The sequence below is a fragment of the Propionivibrio sp. genome (assembly GCF_041441355.1).
GTDB lineage: Bacteria > Pseudomonadota > Gammaproteobacteria > Burkholderiales > Rhodocyclaceae > Propionivibrio.
Window position 1 is genome coordinate 18,188 of the sequence record NZ_JASDTF010000022.1, and the last position, 17,030, is coordinate 35,217.

12 protein-coding genes, 2 pseudogenes and 1 riboswitch are annotated in these 17,030 nt (G+C 66.9%); of the genes and pseudogenes, 5 read left to right on the forward strand and 9 right to left on the reverse strand.

Annotated features, from left to right (window positions below; all coding sequences use genetic code 11):
- Window positions 1-101: 101 nt before the first annotated feature.
- From folE2 to QMB55_RS09170, 4 genes are read right to left on the reverse strand one after another with little or no spacing between them, the layout of a single operon-like run.
- On the reverse strand, window positions 102-920 hold the full coding sequence (folE2, locus tag QMB55_RS09155; RefSeq protein WP_497588390.1) for a GTP cyclohydrolase FolE2: 819 nt from the start codon (window positions 918-920) through the stop codon (window positions 102-104).
- A complete protein-coding gene (gene dxs, locus QMB55_RS09160) occupies window positions 917-2,821 on the reverse strand; it encodes a 1-deoxy-D-xylulose-5-phosphate synthase (RefSeq protein WP_497588391.1) in 1,905 nt (634 codons plus the stop codon). The genes folE2 and dxs overlap by 4 nt, the downstream gene beginning before the upstream one ends.
- Before the next feature lie 52 nt (window positions 2,822-2,873).
- Entirely contained in the window at window positions 2,874-3,776 is a 903-nt protein-coding gene (locus QMB55_RS09165) for a polyprenyl synthetase family protein (protein WP_497588392.1), read from the reverse strand.
- Window positions 3,773-4,057, reverse strand: coding sequence for an exodeoxyribonuclease VII small subunit (locus tag QMB55_RS09170; RefSeq protein ID WP_497588393.1), 285 nt, complete (start codon window positions 4,055-4,057; stop codon window positions 3,773-3,775). The genes QMB55_RS09165 and QMB55_RS09170 overlap by 4 nt, the downstream gene beginning before the upstream one ends.
- A gap of 128 nt (window positions 4,058-4,185) precedes the next feature.
- Here QMB55_RS09170 and QMB55_RS09175 point away from each other — a divergent pair, with 128 nt between their 5' ends.
- From QMB55_RS09175 to QMB55_RS09185, 3 genes and pseudogenes are all read left to right on the forward strand, one after another.
- Window positions 4,186-5,043, forward strand: a complete 858-nt coding sequence (locus QMB55_RS09175) for a DMT family transporter (RefSeq protein WP_497588394.1) — start codon at window positions 4,186-4,188, stop codon at window positions 5,041-5,043.
- Between the two features lie 60 nt (window positions 5,044-5,103).
- Window positions 5,104-5,442 (forward strand): annotated as a pseudogene (locus QMB55_RS09180) (SpoIIAA family protein); the annotation flags it as partial.
- Window positions 5,443-5,499: 57 nt separating this feature from the next.
- Window positions 5,500-6,303, forward strand: a pseudogene (locus QMB55_RS09185) (sulfurtransferase); the annotation flags it as partial.
- A gap of 151 nt (window positions 6,304-6,454) precedes the next feature.
- Here QMB55_RS09185 and QMB55_RS09190 read toward each other — a convergent pair.
- The 5 genes from QMB55_RS09190 to queG all read right to left on the reverse strand — a co-directional run bounded on the left by QMB55_RS09190 (window position 6,455) and on the right by queG (window position 15,167).
- The gene (locus QMB55_RS09190) at window positions 6,455-8,116 is read right to left on the reverse strand and encodes a rhomboid family intramembrane serine protease (protein ID WP_497588395.1); all 1,662 of its coding nucleotides are present in this window, start codon (window positions 8,114-8,116) and stop codon (window positions 6,455-6,457) included.
- Between the two features lie 167 nt (window positions 8,117-8,283).
- Entirely contained in the window at window positions 8,284-9,051 is a 768-nt protein-coding gene (locus QMB55_RS09195; RefSeq protein ID WP_497588396.1) for a substrate-binding periplasmic protein, read from the reverse strand.
- Between the two features lie 219 nt (window positions 9,052-9,270).
- A complete protein-coding gene (locus QMB55_RS09200) occupies window positions 9,271-11,325 on the reverse strand; it encodes an oxidoreductase (RefSeq protein WP_497588397.1) in 2,055 nt (684 codons plus the stop codon).
- Window positions 11,326-11,403: 78 nt separating this feature from the next.
- A complete protein-coding gene (locus QMB55_RS09205; protein ID WP_497588399.1) occupies window positions 11,404-13,707 on the reverse strand; it encodes a DUF1631 family protein in 2,304 nt (767 codons plus the stop codon).
- Between the two features lie 119 nt (window positions 13,708-13,826).
- A riboswitch (cyclic di-GMP riboswitch) is annotated at window positions 13,827-13,913 on the reverse strand.
- Window positions 13,914-14,024: 111 nt separating this feature from the next.
- Window positions 14,025-15,167, reverse strand: a complete 1,143-nt coding sequence (queG, locus tag QMB55_RS09210) for a tRNA epoxyqueuosine(34) reductase QueG (protein ID WP_497588400.1) — start codon at window positions 15,165-15,167, stop codon at window positions 14,025-14,027.
- Window positions 15,168-15,182: 15 nt separating this feature from the next.
- On the opposite strand from queG, the gene tsaE reads away from it, so the two are divergent.
- Window positions 15,183-15,731, forward strand: coding sequence for a tRNA (adenosine(37)-N6)-threonylcarbamoyltransferase complex ATPase subunit type 1 TsaE (gene tsaE / locus QMB55_RS09215; protein WP_497588432.1), 549 nt, complete (start codon window positions 15,183-15,185; stop codon window positions 15,729-15,731).
- On the forward strand, window positions 15,674-16,999 hold the full coding sequence (locus tag QMB55_RS09220; RefSeq protein ID WP_497588401.1) for an N-acetylmuramoyl-L-alanine amidase: 1,326 nt from the start codon (window positions 15,674-15,676) through the stop codon (window positions 16,997-16,999). The genes tsaE and QMB55_RS09220 overlap by 58 nt, the downstream gene beginning before the upstream one ends.
- Window positions 17,000-17,030 lie beyond the last annotated feature (31 nt).

Below are 17,030 nucleotides of genomic sequence, written 5' to 3' on the forward strand. Positions count from 1 at the left end.
GCGCGCCGCCGGGCGGCGCGCAAGGCCGAAATGCAACGGGGCGTTCCGTCAGGATACGCCCCGTTTTTTTGCGCCCTGATGGTGGGCGCAGGTGAGAACACTCAGGCCGGCGTTTTTTGCGCGCACTTCGGCGCGCTCTCGATCAAGGCGTAGGCCGAGTGGTTGTGGATCGACTCGAAGTTTTCCGATTCGACCACGTAGGAATGGATGCGCGTTTCCTGGTTGAGGCGGGCGGCGACGTCGCGCACCATGTCTTCGACGAACTTCGGGTTGTCGTAGGCGCGCTCGGTGACGTATTTCTCATCGGGGCGCTTGAGCAGGCCGTACAGCTCGCAGGAGGCCTCCTTCTCGACGAGTTCGACGATCTCCTCGATCCAGATGTGATCCTTGATGTGCGCGGTGATCGTGACGTGCGAGCGCTGGTTGTGCGCGCCGCGCTCGGAGATCTTCTTCGAGCATGGGCACAAGCTGGTGACCGGGACGACGACCTTGACCGTCGAGGCGATCTCGCCGTGGCAGATTTCGCCGGTGAGCGTCACGTCGTAGTCCATCAGACTCTGCACGCCCGAAACCGGCGCGGCCTTGTTGATGAAGTAGGGGAAGCTCATCTCGATGTGACCGGTCTGGGCTTCCAGTTTTTGCACCATTTCGCGCAGCATGGCGGGAAAGTTCTCGATCGAGATCTCGCGCTCATGGCTGTTGAGAATCTCGACGAAGCGCGACATGTGCGTGCCCTTGAAGTTGTGCGGCAGGCCGACGTACATGTTGAAGACAGCGATGGTGTGCTGGATGCCGCCGCTGCGGTCGAGGACCTTGACCGGGTGGCGGATGGCCTTGATCCCGACGCGGTTGATCGCGATCTGGCGGGTGTCGGCCAGATTCTGCACGTCGACCATGGCGGGAGCGGGTTTTTCGTTCATGGTTTTTCCTGAGCAATGGAGGCCGCGCTTGCGGCCTGGGCATCGGTGAGCGCCGTTCTGACGGTTGCGACGATGCCGTCGCGATCAAGGCCGACTTCGGCCAGCAGGCGGGCCTGGTCGCCATGATCGATGAAGCGGTCGGGCAGGCCGATGCGGATAAAGCGCACCGGGCTGCCCAATTCGTCGAGGACACGCGCGACTTCCGAGCCGGCGCCGCCGATGAGGGCATTCTCTTCGACGCTGACGAGCAAAGAATGTTCCGCAGCCAGCTTTGCGATCAGTTCGCGGTCGATCGGTTTGACGAAGCGCATGTTGGCCACCGTGGCGTCGAGCGCCTCGCCGGCTTCGAGCGCCGGGGTGAGCATGCTGCCAAAGGCGAGCAGGGCCACGCCCTGGCCCTGACGGCGGATTTCTCCCTTGCCGAGCAGCAGCGTCGTCAGCTCGGCGCAGGTTGCCACGCCGGGGCCGGTGCCGCGCGGATAGCGCACTGCCGACGGGCCGTCGTGGCGGTAGGCCGTGGTCAGCATGCGCCGGCATTCTTCCTCGTCGGCCGGCGTCATGACGACCATGTTCGGGATGCAGGTGACGTAGGAGAGGTCGAAGGTGCCGTGGTGCGTCGGGCCATCGGCGCCGACGAGGCCGCCGCGATCGAGGGCAAAGACCACCGGCAGGTTCTGCAGGGCGACGTCGTGCAGCAACTGATCGTAACCGCGCTGCAGGAAGGTCGAGTAGATGGCGACCACCGGCCGCAAGCCCTCGCAGGCCATGCCGGCGGCGAAGGTGATGGCGTGCTGCTCGGCGATGCCGACGTCGTGATAGCGCTCAGGGAACTGCTCCGAGAAGCGGATCATGCCCGAGCCTTCGCCCATCGCCGGGGTGATCGCCACCAGCTTGTCGTCTGCAGCAGCCATGTCGCACAGCCATTGGCCGAAGATCTGGGTGTAGGTCGGTCGCGCGCCGCCTTTGCCTCCCTTGCCGCCTTCGATGCCGACCTCCGGCTGGAACTTGGAGACGCCGTGGTAGAGGATGGGATCGGCCTCGGCGAGCTTGTAGCCCTGCCCCTTGCGGGTGATGACGTGCAGGAACTGCGGCCCTTTGAGCTTCTGCAGGTTCTGCAGGGTGGGGATCAGCGAATCGAGGTCGTGGCCGTCGATCGGGCCGATGTAGTTGAAACCGAGTTCCTCGAACAGGGTGCCCGGGGTGAGCATGCCTTTGACGTGTTCTTCGAAGCGGTTGGCGAATTCGAGCAGGCCCGGCGAGACGCCGAGCACCTTCTCGCCGGCGCGGCGCGCGGCGTTGAAGGCGCTGCCCGAGAAGAGGCGGGCGAGGTATTTGTTGAGCGCGCCGACGGGCGGCGAGATCGACATGTCGTTGTCGTTGAGGATGACGAGCATGTTGGCGTCGGCAACGCCGGCGTTGTTGAGCGCCTCGAAGGCCTGGCCGGCGGACATCGCGCCGTCGCCGATGATGGCCACCGTCTTGCGGTCGTCGCCCTTGAGCTTGCAGGCCAGAGCCATACCGAGCGCGGCCGAGATCGAGGTCGACGAATGGCCGACGCCGAAGGTGTCGTAGTCACTTTCGCAGCGCTTGGGGAAGCCCGAGACGCCGCCGTGGCTGCGCAGCCGGGCCATGCCTTCGCGCCGGCCGGTGAGGACCTTGTGTGCGTAGGTCTGGTGGCCGACGTCCCACACCAGACGGTCGCGCGGGGTGTCATAGACGTAGTGCAGGGCCAGCGTCAGCTCGACAGTCCCGAGGTTGGACGAGAGGTGGCCGCCGGTCTTGGAGACCGATTCGACGAGGAAGGCGCGCAGCTCTTCGGCGAGCTGGGGCAGCTGCTTGCGTTCCAGCGCGCGCAACGCGGCCGGCGAACCGATGGTGTCGAGCAAGGGGTAGCTGGTCATGGGGTGTAATCCCGAATCCGTGAGTTCTGTTCCGGGCCGCGGGCGGCCGGGCTTAGAACGATCGATGGGTGATGAAATCGGTCAGTTCGCGCAGGCGCCGGGCGCGCTCGCCGAAACCGGAAAGCGAATCCAGCGTCTGGCTGCGCAGTTCGGCAGCGAAATCGCGCGCGCGTTCCAGACCGAGCAGGCTGACGTAGGTCGGTTTGTCGGCTTGCGCGTCCTTGCCGGCGGTTTTGCCCAGGGTGGCGGTGTTGGCGGTGCAGTCGAGGATGTCGTCGACGACCTGGAAGAGCAGGCCGGCGCGCTTGGCGAAGCGGTCGAGCGCTTCGCGTGCCTCGGCCGGGAAGTCGTCGCCGCACATCGCGCCGAGCAGTACGGCGGCGCGGATCAGGGCGCCGGTCTTGAGTGCGTGCATGAGTTCGAGTTCGGCCTGTTCGAGCGTGCGCCCGACGGCGCCGAGGTCGATGGCCTGGCCGCCGGCCATGCCCAGAGAGCCGCTGGCGTGCGCCAGGGTGCGCACCATGTCGAGCTGGCGGGTCGGGGTGCCGAGACTTTCGCGGGCGAGCAGCTCGAAGGCCAGCGTCTGCAGGCTGTCGCCGACGAGCAGCGCGGTCGCCTCGTCGTATTCGACGTGGCAGGTCGGCCGGCCGCGACGCAGGACGTCGTCGTCCATGCAGGGTAGGTCGTCATGCACCAGCGAATAGGCGTGGATCAGTTCGACCGCGCTGGCGGCGACTTCAATGCGCTCTGCCGGGGCAGCGGTCAGTTCGCCGGCGGCGAAGGCGAGCAGCGGACGGACGCGCTTGCCGCCGCCGAGGCTGGCGTAGCGCATGGCCTCGTGCAGCCGGGCCGGGATCGAGGTTGCGGAGGGGAGCAGGCGGTCGAGCGTCTGCTCCATGCGTGACTGGGTGCTTTGCATCCAGTCGACGAAAGGAAGGGCGGTGTCGGGGGTCATGATTTGCCTTCGCTGGCGGCGTCGAAATCGCGCAGGCTGCCATTCTCGAGAATCTGGATGCGCGCCTCGGCGTCGTCGAGCTTCTGCTGGCAATGCTTGAGCAGGGCGCTGCCGCGGCGGTAGGCGACGATCGAATCCTCGAGCGAGAGTTGGCCGCTTTCCATGCGCTGAACGATCTGTTCGAGTTCGGCGAGCGCGGTTTCGAAACGCAGTTCGCCCGGGTCGGCGGAGGAAGCGGTGCGCTCCTCGGAAGAGGGGGCTGAAGCGGGCGTGCGCGCCATCGGAAAATACTCGCTGGAAACGGCGCAAAATAACGCAAAGAGGGGGGGACGGTCAATCGGAAAAGGTCTAGAATCCGCTCTTTACGCATCGATCGCCCATGCCAGCGGGTTTGGGCCACGTCTCCCCCATGCAAGCCTTGTGGATGGTTGTCGCCAGTTTTCTTTTCGCCTGTATGGGCGTGTGCGTGAAACTGGCGGCCGACAGCTTTTCGACCGCCGAAATCGTCTTTTACCGTAACGCCATTTCCTTGCTCCTGATCGCGGCGCTGGTCGGCGTCCGCCGTGTTCCGTTGCGCACCCCGCACTGGCGCTTTCAGTTGTGGCGCGGCGCCAGCGGCTTCGTCTCGTTGTGCTTCTATTTCTACGGCATCAGCCTGTTGCCGCTGGCGACCGCGGTGACCCTGGCCTACACCGCGCCGCTGTTCCTCGCCCTTTATCTGGCCGCCTTCGGCAAGGCGCGCCTCAATGCCGGCATCGTGGCTGCGCTGGGCGTCGGTTTTGCCGGAGTGGCGTTGCTCCTGCGACCGAACCTCGACGGGGCGCAGTGGCTGGGCATCACGGTCAGCCTGGTGAGCGGCATGCTGGCCGGGATCGCCTATTTCAACGTGCGCGAACTGGGCGAGCGCGGCGAACCCGAGGAACGTACCGTGTTCTATTTTTCACTCCTGGCCACGGTCGGGAGCGGGCTGTGGTTGGCCGTGGCCGAGCGGCATCCGGTCGAAGACCTGCGCGGCGGCCTGCTGCTTCTGGGCGTCGGCGCTTTCGGTGTGCTCGCCCAACTGGCCATGACGCGCGCCTATAAACGCGGAAAGACGCTGGTGGCGGCCAGCCTGGCGTATTCGGCGGTGATTTTTGCCAGCCTTTTCGGTATGCTGATTTGGCAGGAGACCTTATCTTTCGAGGCTTGGTTGGCGATCGCTCTGATCGTCGCCAGCGGGGTGATGGCAAACACTTTTTCGAACGTCCGACCGGCCGCTAACGCTTGAGTTTTTTTCGATCTTTCCAGCCATTCTCGACAGATTCAATCCACCGGAGCGGAGATCACCATGATCGTCGTACAACAACAACCTCAACGTGTCGAAGTGAATGTCTACGGCGAGTTTACGCTGGCCGACTATCGGGAATTCGAAGACATGGTCAATTACAAGGTCCGCTTTCAAGGGCCGGTGGACCTGTACTTCGATCTGCGCCAGATGGCCGACTTCACCCTTGATGTGGCCTGGGAGGAAGTGGTTTTCGCGCGGGCGCACAAGCACAGTTTCAAACGCATCGCGGTGATCACGCATAGCGAGTGGGTGGCCTGGAGCGCCTGGCTGTCGCAGATTTTCGTCCAGGCCGAGATGCGCCTGTTCGACAACGAGGAGGAGGCCCGGAGCTGGCTCGAGGAAGGCGAGGGCGACGGCGGCTTCAGTTCGACGCTGGTGTCCTGCGCCACGCTGGCCGCGCACCTCGACGACCCCAACTGGCGCATCATCGACGTCCGTCATCAACTCTCTGACGTCGGCTACGGCCGCCGCGTCTATGCCGAGAACCACCTGCCCGGCGCGCTCTTCCTGCACCTCGACGACGACCTCTCGGGGGAGAAGACCGGCCGCAACGGCCGCCACCCGCTGCCCGACTTCGATGCGATGCGACGCACCTTCGGGCGCTGTGGGATCACCCCGGAAACGCAGGTTGTGGTCTATGACGACGCCGGTGGCATGGTTGCCGGGCGCCTCTGGTGGATGCTGCGCTGGCTGGGCCACGAACGTGTCGCCTTGCTCGACGGCGGCTTCGGGCAGTGGGTCAAGGAAGGCCGGCCGCTCGACCCGGTGGTGCCGATCGTCGCGCCGGTCGACTTCGTCGGTGCGCCGCGCGACGGCTGGACGGTCGACGCCGCCGAAGTGCTGGCCAACCTCGGCAACCTTGAGCGCTGCGTCATCGACGCGCGCGGCCCGGACCGCTTCCGCGGCGAAAACGAGACCATCGACCCCGTCGGTGGCCACATCCCCGGCGCGCGCAACCGCTTCTTCGGGCGCAACCTCGGCGAAGACGGCCTCTTCCGCCCGGCCGACGAACTGCGGCGCGAATTCGTCGAGCTGCTCGACGGCCTGCCGCCCGAACAAGCCATTCTGCAATGCGGCTCCGGCGTCTCGGCCTGCCTCAACCTGTTGGCTATGGAACGCGCCGGCCTGCCGGGCGCCAAGCTCTATCCGGGCTCGTGGAGCGAATGGTGCAGTGACCCGGCCCGCCCGGTCGAACGCTGAACCTTCGCCGCAGGGCGGAAAACGAAAAGACCGGCGCGAAGCCGGTCTTTTTTTGCCCAGAATGTGCCCTGGCCGCCAATCTCCATGCGCCCTCCAGGCCCGCTGCAGGGCGCAGCGGGCGTATCCTGGCGGTGAGGGGCTGTGAATTGAGTTATTTCTTCGTTTCGGCAATGAACTTCGCGATGCGCTCGGTGAGCGTCTTCAACTCCGCCTCAATCTGCTGCTCTCGCGTCCGATCAAGTACCGCATATTTGCGCTCCTCCGGGTCGTAGGCGCGCGGCAGTTCGAGCAATTCGGCAAACAGTTCCGCCACCCGGGTCATGTCTGCAGCAAAACCTATGCGCGGGTCGCCCGGGCGATGACCGAGGCGTTTGTAGTCGCTGGCAGCGGCGCGGAATTCGCTGCTGACGCGCGGATAAAGCGTTTCGATCACCTCGTGCTCGTCGCGCCGGCCGGCTGAGACGTCGTCGTCCGCCTGTTTGAGCGTGTTGATGGCGTCGTTGAACTGCTGAAATGCCCGTTTGGCGATCGCCGGGCTTTCGACCAGGCGGCGCTGGTCGAGCGTTGCTTCCGGAGCGGTGAGCCCCACGCTCAGCAATACCGAGCTTAGGGTCAGGAAGGCGATTCCGGTTCGTCGGCCGGTGAGGCGGCGGAAGCTCTCGAGGTCGAAGCGTTCGGGCAGCAGGTAGGCCGCGAGGCTTCCGCCGAGCAGGCCGCCGATGTGCGCGGCATTGTCGATGCCGGCGTGCGCGAAGCCTTGTAGCAAGGAATAGACGAGGAAGCTGCCGACGCCGGTCAATGTTTCCTTGCTGAAGGCTTTGGGAATGCGTTCGCGGTGCTGGAGAACGGCGACGAGTAGGGCGCCGGCGACCCCGAAGACCGCGCCCGAGGCCCCGACCGAGACCGCGCTCTGTGCCGCGAAATGCAGGCTGAGCGCGCTGCCGAGCAGGCCAGCGCCAAAGTAGATGAGCAGGAACTGGCGCGTGCCGTAAATGCGTTCGACGAGGACGCCAGCCGAATAGAGGCCGAACATGTTCATCATCACGTGCAGTACGCCGCTGTGCAGGAAGGTCGCGCTCGTGAGGCGCCAAAATTCGCCGCGCTGGACTTCCGAGGCCGCATTACCGCCCCAGAGCAGTAAGAGATCGCTGGGCGTCTGTTGTAGACCGGCGCCTCGGTTCAAGGTTAGTAACCAGACTCCGAGGTTGAGTGCGATCAGGAGATAGGTTGCCCACGGGCGCGGTTGCAGGGCTTGAAGTCCGGCTTCGAAGGACTGGGCCTGTTGGGCGTCGTCAATGTCCTGCTGGGCTTGCGTGCGGTCAAAACTCGGGTGGCGCGCGTGGTGGGCGAGCAGGGCGTCGAATACGCGGGCCTGGTCCTCCGGCGAAAAAGCGTTGAGCGACAGACTGGGGTCGCCCGAGAGCCGGCTCCAGAAACCTCGCTTGGGGGCGGTAGCAGCGCTTTTGAGGCGGAAGCGGATGAAGTTGTGACCTTGGACGGTTTCCTGCCCGATCGAGGCAATGTCGGCCCAGCGCAGGCGTTTCGATTGGCCGCTCAGGTTCGGGGCGTTCAACTCGTCGTCGGTCAGGATAAGAAGCGGTTTTCCGAAACCGAGTTGCTTGCGCGACAACCGGTCTAGGGCGAACGCGAGGCCGGCGGCGAGGGCGCAGACGACTGCGTTGAAGGTGCTAAGTCCGTTGGCTGCGATGAGGGCGGCCGGCGTTCCGAGCAAGATGGCGATCAAAAGGAAGCGCATGCGGGTGATACCGTTGCGCTTGGAGGCGTGGAAGACCTCCGGAGTCGGAGACGTCATGGGTGAGGCTCCTTGTGCTTTTGTCTAGCCGTTGGGGATGGGTAGCACAGGAGCATAGCATGGGCGGGCGTCTACTCCGGGAGGTACGCCAGACACGCCTGTCCATGCGGCCTCCCGGACTGCGGCAGGCCGCAGTGGGCGGTCGTGGGCGGCGGGGGCGGATCGCCTTATTTCCCGCGCTCCGTCGCGGGCTCGATGTGGATGCCCTGCACAGGGCTGTAGTGCAAGGGAAGGCCGAGAATGGCGGACCAGCGCGAACTCAGTTGGCGGAAGAAGTCGCCCTCCTGCAGGCGCGTGAATTCGCTTTGCCAGCGCGCCCGCGTGTCGGCCGGGGTGCCCTTGGAGAGCAAGATGTAGGCGGCGCGCTCCTCGATCACGTAGGCGAGGCGCACGCTCTGGCGCGCACTGCCGATGGCGTCGAGGTCGGCGCCCACCTCCAGGTCGGAGAGCACCGCCAGATCGACGCGGCCGGCGAGCAGCATGCGCAGGCTCTGGGCGTGCGAGTTGGTCGCGTACAAAGGGAGCTTCTGCTCGCCCACCCAGGCGGCGCGCCAGTCGCCGCGCATTCCGGCGATCAGAGGGCGTTCCTTGCGCAGGGCGTCGAGCGAGGGGTAACGGCGAACATCGTCGGCACGCGCGAACAGCGCATGCCGGCGCGTGGTGACCGGGCCGACGAAGGAAAAGCCGAGCGCTTCGCGTTCCGGCGTGCGGGCGGCGGTAAAGATCACCACGTTGGCTGCGCTTTGGGCGATGGCAAAGGTGCGCGGCCAGGGATAAATCTCGATCGGCGTCTTCAGCCCCTGGCGCTCAAGGAGCGTGCGCACGATGTCGACGGTGATCCCGGTCAATAAACCATCGCGGGTGTAGTTGGTCGGCGCCTCTTCGGTGGTGAGGACGCGCAAGGGCTGCGCGCCGGCCTGCGGAACGGAAGACACAGCAAGGAGCAGGGCGCACAGCGCCAACAAGCTGTGAAGAGGGCGTGGGCGGAGGGGCAACGCAGGCCGTCCTGAACGATGCGGGAAAATGAAGGGGCTTTCGGAGTATTGACCATGGCCCCGGCAATGCAAGTTCGTCGGGCGGGCGCATGGCTGGGTGCGCCATTCCATGCGCCTTCCAGGCCGGCTGCAGGGCGCGTGGGATGTCGCTTTCTGGGCTTAGAGCGTTGCTGCGAGGCGGGTGCCTTGGTCGATGGCGCGTTTGGCGTCGAGCTCGGTGGCGAGGTCGGCGCCGCCGATCAGGCTCAGGCGGACGCTGGCGGCGCGCAGTTCGGCTTCGAGCTCGCGGCACGGTTCCTGCCCGGCGCAGACGACGATGTGGTCGACCGGCAGGCAGCAGGGTTCGCCGTTGAGGATCAGGTGCAGGCCGGCGTCGTCGATGCGTTCGTAGGTGACGCCGCCGAACATCTGCACGCCGCGCCGCTTGAGCCGAGCGCGGCGAATCCAGCCGGTGGTGCGGGCCAGGGTTTCGCCGAGCCGCCCAGGTTTGCGCTGCAGGAGCCAGACGGTGCGCGGGCTGCGCACCGGGGCGGGGGCTTTGAGGCCGCCGCGTGCGGCGTAGCTTTCGTCGATCCCCCATTCGGCTTCGAAGGCGGCGAGGGCCTCGGGCGCGCCGAGTGCGTCGTGTGCGTCGTGCGCTGCGTCGGGCGGGTGGGTGAGCCATTCGGCAACGTCGAAGCCGATGCCGCCGGCGCCGATCACGGCGACGCGTTTTCCGGCCTGGCGGCGGCCTGCCAGCAATTCGGCGTAGTCGAGGACTTTTGCATGGTCGTGGCCGGGAAGGTCGAGCGCACGGGGGGTGACGCCGGTGGCCAGCACCACGTGGTCGTAGCCGGCGGCGATCAATTCGGCGGCGCCGATCCGGCGGCCGAGGCGAAGTTCGACGCCGGCGTGGCGCAGACGGTGGTCGAAGTAGCGCAGGGTTTCGGCGTATTCGGCTTTGCCGGGGATGCGGCGGGCGAGCTTGAACTGGCCGCCGATCTCGGCGTCGGCTTCGTAGAGCGTGACGGCGTGGCCGCGTTCGGCGGCGGTGGCGGCGCAGGCCAGCCCGGCGGGGCCGGCGCCGACGACGGCGATGCGGCGCGGCGCGGCGGTGGCTTCGAGCTTGAGTTCGGTTTCGTGGCAGGCGCGCGGATTGACGAGGCAGGAGGCGATCTGGCCGGCGAAGACGTGGTCGAGGCAGGCCTGGTTGCAGGCGATGCAGGTGTTGATTTCGGCGCTTCTGCCGCTCGCCGCCTTGCGCACGAAGTCGGGGTCGGCGAGCAGCGGGCGGGCCATCGAGACCAGGTCGGCGCGCCCTTGCGCGAGGAGGTCGTCGGCGACCTGCGGGTCGTTGATCCGGTTGGCCGCGATCAGCGGCACGGAAACCTCGGCTTTGAGCTTGTGCGTCACCCAGGCGAAGGCGGCGCGCGGCACCAGGGTGGCGATGGTCGGGATGCGCGATTCGTGCCAGCCGATGCCGGTGTTGATCAGCGTCGCGCCGGCCGCTTCTACGCCGCGGGCGAGGGCGGCGATTTCGTCCCAGCTGCACCCGTCTTCGACGAGGTCGAGCAGCGACAGGCGGTAGATGACGATGAAGTCGGGGCCGACGGCGGCGCGCACGGCTTTCACCGCTTCGATGGCGAAGCGGTTGCGGTTTTCGCTGCTGCCGCCCCATTGGTCCTGGCGGCGGTTGGTTCGCGGGGCGGTGAACTCGTTGATCAGGTAGCCTTCGGAGCCCATGATCTCGACGCCGTCGTAGCCGGCCTGGCGGGCGAGCGAGGCGCAGTGGCCGTAATCAACGAGGGTGGCGCGCACGCTGTGAGCGCTCAAGGCCCGCGGCATGAAGCGGTTGATCGGCGCGCGCAGGCGCGAGGGGGCGGCGGCCAGCGGATGGAAGGCGTAGCGCCCGGTGTGCAGGATCTGCAGGGCGATCCGCCCGCCGGCGTCGTGCACTGCGGCGGTGATGCGCCGGTGCTTGCCGACCTGCCAGGGAAAGCTCAGCTGCGCCGCGTGCGAGTGGCCGCGCCCGGAGAGGTTGGGCGAAAAGCCGCCGGTGACGATCAGGCCGACGCCGCCGCGCGCGCGTTCGGCGTAGAACTCCGCCAGCCGGTAAAAACCGTGCCGGGCTTCTTCGAGGCCGGTGTGCATCGACCCCATGAGCACCCGGTTGGGCAGGGTGACGAAACTGAGATCGAGCGGGGCAAGCAGGTGCGGAAAAGCAGGGGCGGGCATGCGTTCCTCTCCTGGCGGATGCCCCCTATCTTGCCAGAAGGTCCACCGCTTGTGGATTCGGTTTTCATGCCGATGGAATTATGGCGCGGGGTTTGCGGTCAGGCTGTCCAGTGCACCGCTCAGGGCGCGTTCGAAGATCGCTTCGGGATGAACGATGGCGGCCTTGCCGTCGCGGATCTGGCGCACCAGCGCTTCGGGCGCAATCGAGATGGCCTTGGCGGCCTGATGATTGCTGAAGAGCAGGATGCCGCGCTGCGGGCTGATCCAGTTGAGGCGTTCGCGCGTGCTGTGGCCCTGATCGTCGCGGAACTCGACCCAGTCACCACGCTTCAGGGCGCCGACCTCGCGCTGGATTTCGCGTTCGTCGGCGCGCCACACCGGCGGGGCGCCGACCAGAATGACGTCTTCGACTTCGACGCCGTGGTCGAGGCTGCGGGTGACCAAAAGCTCGCCTCCGTTGCTGGACGACCAGTCGGTCGTCGGCGTTGCGGGCGGCGGCGGGGCGTCGGTCGTCGGCGCGGCTTCGCCGCGCAGGGCGGCGGCGTGCAGTTTGACGAGGGCGTCGAAGAAGCCGCCGCGCGCTTCGTGCGTGGTGCCGGTGCGGTCGAGCCCGCGGTTGAGTCCGGAGAGCAGTTCGGGCAGCAGGGAGACGAGGCGCAGCCGGTCGTCGGGGCCGCGCTTGGCTTCGACGCTCCACGCCAGGTCGCCCATCAGGCTTTGGGTGCTGTCCCAGAGACGTTGGCCGCTGTCGTCGTCGGGGGCTGCGGTGGCGGCGGCCAAGGCGGCCTGCTGGAGGACGCCGAGCCAGTGTTCGTTAAGGAAGGCGTGCAGCGCGGCGGGCAGGGCGCGCAGGGCGAGGAAGTCGCGCAGGGCGCTTTGGGCGCGTTCCCAGGCGGCGCTTTCCTGTTCGCGTTGCAGCACGTGGTTGGCCGCGGCCAGGGTGGTGTCGTCTTCTTCGGCGTCGTGCGTGTCGACGAAGGCTTCGAGTTCGGCCAGGGCTTCGCCGAAGACTTCGACCTTGTCTTCAAAATTGGCCTGAATGCGGTCGACGAGTTCGGCCAGTTTGGCGTAGAAGGGGTCGTTCTCGTCGACCTCGTCGCCCCAGCGGATGGCGACGCCGGCAATGCCGCCGAGAAAGCGGCGCGTCGGGTGCTGGCGGTCGGCGAAGAAGCCGGGGTTGAGCATCGCCACCTTGAGCACCGGGATCTGCAGGCGGCTGAGCAGGGCCTTGATCGCCAGCGGGACGTGTGCGTCGTCGAAAATGAAGTCGAAGAGCATCGCGACGATGTCCAGCGTCACGGCTTCGAGGCCGCCCAGCTCCTGGGCGCCGGGCGAGTCGCGGACGACTCGAACCTGATTGACCAGGGCCTGCATCTCACCGTCAAGGGTAAGCGCCGGGCCGGCGGGAGCTGTCATTGGCTGCGGCAGGCCGGCGAGCGCGCCGCGCAGCAGGATGTCGATGCTGGCGGCGTCGATTGGCGCGGCGTGCCCCGGCTGTGCCGTGCCTGCGAAGGCGGTCAAGGCGGCGGGGAGTCCCGCCAGCGGTTGCGCTGGCCCGCCGGCGCTGGCGCCCGGGAGGGTGCGCAGTTCGGCCAGGCGCTGCAAGGCGGCGAGGATGCTACCGTCGTCGCGCGCGGCGGTTGCGGCAGCGGCCGAAGCTGCGCCGGCTGGGGCCGCGGGCGTATCGGTGGTGAAGCTGCTGCTGCGCCGGTAGGTGCGTTTGAGGTCGGGCAGGATGCCGCGCTCGATGAGCATGGCATTGACCTGCTGGTAGATCGGCGGCAGGCCGGCATGCAGGTGGCGTTCGATGCGGCGGAGCAGGATCAGGCGGTTCTCGGCGTCGTCGCCGATGGCAACGCAGGCGTTGGACAGCGCAGTGCAGACGATGCCCGGCGCGAGCGGATTGTCTTCGTCGCAGGGCGTTTCGCGGTCGAGCAGCAGCGCGACCCGGCGGTTCAGGGTGTAGAGCTCCTCGTCGCATGACTCGGAAAGCTGGGCGGAGAATTCGCGCAGGACGATGTGCTCGCTGAGCACGGCATCGTCCATCAGCGACAGCCCGGAGGCGTCCGAGAACGCTTGCGCATCGTTGCCGTTGCGGCCGGCGTCAGCGCCGGCGACCTGGCCGAAGGTGCGGCGGAAATGTTCGACGTATTGCGTCCAGCTGCTCTCGATGTCGGCGCGCAGGTCGAGGTAGCGGGTCTGCAGCAGGCGGTCGCGGGTCGAGTCGGCGAGCACGAAGAGTTCTTCGCCGATGGTCGGCGCGAGGGCGCGCAGCCACAGGCTGAGCCGATCGAGCAGTAGGTCGCGGCATTCGCCGAGCAGGCGCTGCCCCGGGCTGCGGCCGTTGGGCAGGGCGTTGAGCGAGACGACCTTGAGGTTCATGTCCGCCTCCGCGCGGGGGCGGCCGCCGAAAAGCCGGAGGCGCGACGTGAGCCGTCGATGCCATGCGTGCGGCGGAGGGGCGGGTGATGTGGCGAGTTGAAAAACATGTCAGACCCCGTTCTGGTGGTCCCGCTACCTTGGCCGCAATCGGCTGTAGGCCGGAGACTTTGCGTCGCCGCCTTTCGGCGGTTTTGCCCTGTTTCAGAGACCGCGGTTGGCGGTCTGGCCAAAAATCGGCGCGCGGATGTTGCGCCGAACGTTCCCATGGTATCCAACTCCATCCGGAAATCAAGCCTTTGCAGACGGACGGCGGCGGTTTAGCGCCCGTCGGTGTGGCGTGCCAGTGCCCAGGCGACGTGTTCGCGCACCAAGGGTGACGGGTCGTCGGCGCGCTGGACGAGGGCGGTGCGGGCGTGGGCGTCCGGTGCGGCGTTGCCGAGGGCGACGGCGAGGTTGCGCAGCCAGCGCTCGTGTCCGATGCGGCGGATCGGGCTGCCCGCCAGACGGGTTTCGAACTCGCTTTCGCTCCAGGCGAAGAGTTCGGAGAGCGTCGCCGCGTCGAGGCCGTTGCGCACGGCGAAATCGGGGTCGCCAAGGCGGGCGAAGCGGTTCCAGGGGCAGCAGAGCTGGCAGTCGTCGCAGCCGTAGATGCGGTTGCCGAGCAAGGGCCGGAATTCGAGCGGGATCGGCCCCTTGAGTTCGATCGTGAGGTAGGAAATGCAGCGCCGGGCGTCGAGTTGGTACGGGCCGACGAAGGCCTGCGTCGGGCAGACGTCGAGGCAGCGGGTGCAGCGGCCGCAGTGTGCTTCCGCCGGTGCGTCGGGGGGCAGCTCAAGGGTGGTGTAGATGCCGCCGAGAACGTGCCAGGAACCTTGCCGGGAGAGTGTCAGGGTGTGCTTTCCCCGCCAGGCGACGCCGCTCTGCTGGGCCAGTTCGACCTCGAACACCGGCGCCGAGTCAGTGAACACGCGGTAGGCGAAGACGCGCCCGTCGGCCGGCGGGTGCGCGCGCAGGTGTTCTTCCAGGCGGGTGGCGAGCTTTTGCAGGCGTTGGCGCAACGTGCGATGGTAGTCGCGCCCGAGGGCGTAGCGGGAAACGTAAGCCAGATCCGGGTTGGTGAGTACCTGCTCAGCATCTGCGCCGCTCGGCCAATAGGGCAGGCTGGCGAGGATGGCCGAGCGGGCGCCGTCCAGCAGGCGCTCGGGCTGCGCACGCAGCGCGGCGTGTTTGGCCATATAATCCATTTCCCCGTGCCGCCCTGCGTGCAGCCAGCCGGCGAGGCGCTCCGCCGCCGTGGCGAGCGCGGGGCTCGCGAGTCCGGCGATGCCCACGCTGCTAAAGCCGTAATCCTGGCTCCAGCGCCGGATCAGCTCGGGCAACGGCGTGCGCGCCGCCACGTCTGGCGCGGCGTTGCCCGGCGCGGTTTTCTGTCCTGTCTTTTCGGAGTGTTCCTCGTGCATAGCCCGAATCATAGCCTGCCTGCCGCGAACGCGGCGCCAGGGTCCGACGCACCCGAAAGCGCTTGCCTCACCCTGCGCCTGTCGGACGAAGCGGCGACGAATGCGCTCGGTGCGGCCCTGGCTGAAACCCTGGCGCCGGGGATGGTGGTCTGGCTCGACGGCGACCTTGGCGCCGGCAAGACGACCCTGGTGCGCGCCTTGCTCCGTGCGCTCGGGCACGCCGGCCCGGTCAAAAGCCCGACCTACACCCTGGTTGAGCTTTATTCGGTTTCGAGCTTATACTTGTATCACTTTGATTTTTATCGGTTCAATGATCCAGAAGAGTTTGACGATGCAGGGCTGGGCGAGTATTTCCGGAGCGATTCGATTTGCTTGGTCGAATGGCCCGACAAAGCGGCAGGCCATGTTCCCCATGCGGACCTGGCGGTGGTCTTCCGTTTCGCCGATGCCGCGCCGGAGCACGGACGCGTCGTCGAGCTTGAAGCGCGCAGTGCCGCGGGGGCGCAATGTCTGAACGCTTTCCGCGCCCAGCGGGCGGGCCGCTTCTGCGTCGTCGCGAGCTGATCCGCGCCGCCGGCGCGTCGCTCGTCCTGCTCGTCAGCCCCGTCGGACGGGCGTTTGCGGCGGGCATCAGCGTGCTCGCCGTACGCGTCTGGCCGGCTGCCGATTACACCCGGGTGGCGATCGAATCGCGCCTGCCGCTCAAATACTCCCACTTCACGGTCAAGAACCCCGAGCGCCTGGTGGTGGACATGGAGGGCGTCGAGTTCGACAGCGTCCTCGAGAGCTTGTCGACCAAGGTTTCGCCGGACGACCCGAACATCAAGCTGCTGCGCGCCGGGCGCTTCAAGCCCGGGATCGTGCGCCTGGTGATGGAGCTCAAGCAGGAGGTGAAGCCACAGGTCTTCGTCCTGCCGCCGGTGGGTGAATACGGCCATCGTCTGGTGCTCGACGTCTACCCGCTCGAGCCGCCGGACCCGCTGGCGCAACTGATCGGGAAGGTCGATGCCCAGGCACAAGGCGCCGGGCAGGCCGCACCCGCGACCGAGCGACCGAGTGTGGCGGAGAGCGAGACGCGCGTCGAACGGCCCCGCGGCGGCAAGCCGGTGGTCGACCGCTTGGTGACGATCATGCTCGATCCGGGGCATGGCGGCGAGGATCCCGGTGCCGTCGGGCGCAGTGGCAGCTATGAAAAGCACATCACCCTGGCCATTGCCAAGCGGCTCAAGGCCAAGATCGACGCCGAACCGAACATGCGTGCGGTGCTCACGCGCGACACCGATTTCTTCGTCCCGCTGCAGATGCGCGTGCAAAAGGCGCGCCGCATCCAGGCCGATTTGTTCGTGTCGATTCATGCCGATGCCTTCACCCGCCCCGACGCCAACGGTTCCTCGGTCTTCGCGCTCTCCGAGAGCGGTGCTTCGAGTTCGGCGGCGCGCTACCTGGCGCAGAAAGAAAACGCGGCCGACCTGATCGGCGGGGTGAATATCGACGTGAAAGACCCGGTGCTTGCGCGCACCCTGCTCGATTTGTCGCAGACGGCGACGATCAGCGACAGCCTGAAGCTCGGGCGTGCGGTGCTCGACGAGATCGGCGGCATCAACCGCCTGCACAAGCCGCAAGTCGAGCAGGCTGGCTTTGCCGTGCTCAAGGCGCCGGACATTCCTTCGATCCTGGTCGAGACGGCCTTCATCTCCAACCCGGAAGAAGAACGGCGGCTCAACGACGACGCTTACCAGAACAAGATGGCCGAGGCGATCATCGCCGGCATCCGCAAATACTTCGCCAAAAACCCGCCGCTCGCCAAGTCGAGACTGGCGAAGATGTTTTGACGCGCAGCGGGGCGGAAAAGCGTTCGTCATC

Coding starts and splice junctions, on each gene's coding strand:
- folE2 (WP_497588390.1), bottom strand. CDS start 920: ATGAACGAAAAACCCGCTCCCGCCATGGTCGACGTGCAGAATCTGGCC.
- dxs (WP_497588391.1), bottom strand. CDS start 2,821: ATGACCAGCTACCCCTTGCTCGACACCATCGGTTCGCCGGCCGCGTTG.
- QMB55_RS09165 (WP_497588392.1), bottom strand. CDS start 3,776: ATGACCCCCGACACCGCCCTTCCTTTCGTCGACTGGATGCAAAGCACC.
- QMB55_RS09170 (WP_497588393.1), bottom strand. CDS start 4,057: ATGGCGCGCACGCCCGCTTCAGCCCCCTCTTCCGAGGAGCGCACCGCT.
- QMB55_RS09175 (WP_497588394.1), top strand. CDS start 4,186: ATGCAAGCCTTGTGGATGGTTGTCGCCAGTTTTCTTTTCGCCTGTATG.
- QMB55_RS09190 (WP_497588395.1), bottom strand. CDS start 8,116: ATGACGTCTCCGACTCCGGAGGTCTTCCACGCCTCCAAGCGCAACGGT.
- QMB55_RS09200 (WP_497588397.1), bottom strand. CDS start 11,325: ATGCCCGCCCCTGCTTTTCCGCACCTGCTTGCCCCGCTCGATCTCAGT.
- QMB55_RS09205 (WP_497588399.1), bottom strand. CDS start 13,707: ATGAACCTCAAGGTCGTCTCGCTCAACGCCCTGCCCAACGGCCGCAGC.
- queG (WP_497588400.1), bottom strand. CDS start 15,167: ATGCACGAGGAACACTCCGAAAAGACAGGACAGAAAACCGCGCCGGGC.
- QMB55_RS09220 (WP_497588401.1), top strand. CDS start 15,674: ATGTCTGAACGCTTTCCGCGCCCAGCGGGCGGGCCGCTTCTGCGTCGT.